This window comes from Bradyrhizobium ferriligni, from assembly GCF_056837965.1.
Map to the genome: position 1 here is coordinate 1 of NZ_JBXEJO010000400.1, position 388 is coordinate 388.

Annotated in this window: 1 protein-coding gene; it reads left to right on the forward strand. The window is 40.7% G+C overall.

From position 1 onward, the window contains the following. Positions 1–388, forward strand: a 388-nt coding sequence (locus tag AC1VNY_RS42900; RefSeq protein ID WP_482409740.1) for a hypothetical protein, incomplete at both ends; no start/stop codon positions are given.

The following is a 388-nucleotide window of genomic DNA, read 5'->3' on the forward strand; positions in this document are numbered from 1 at the left end:
CAGATGCATAATTCAAGCGAAATAAGGGACGACAGTTTATTATTAAAATCGACCATACAAGTTGAAGGTACTAGCAGTTCAGTGGCTAAGAATGAAGACGGATTAGAACTGGTGAATCCGAGTTTGAAAAGGTCAACCTGTATCAGTATGCCTTGCAGTAGTGCAGAATGCAAAGTCTGTAGTTTACAAAGTGAAGAAGTTCTGAACATAGTTTCACCAACAGCAAAACAGAATGCGAATGTAGAACTAAATACAGAGACCAGATTCTCTCAGGCTCCCAGCACAAATAAAGAAAAATATGTGCCACTTTTTCAGTCCGTACCAACTGCAGAACGATCGGAAGTACCAACTCGCAGACACACTCTGGATAACTGGCAAAGACATGAAC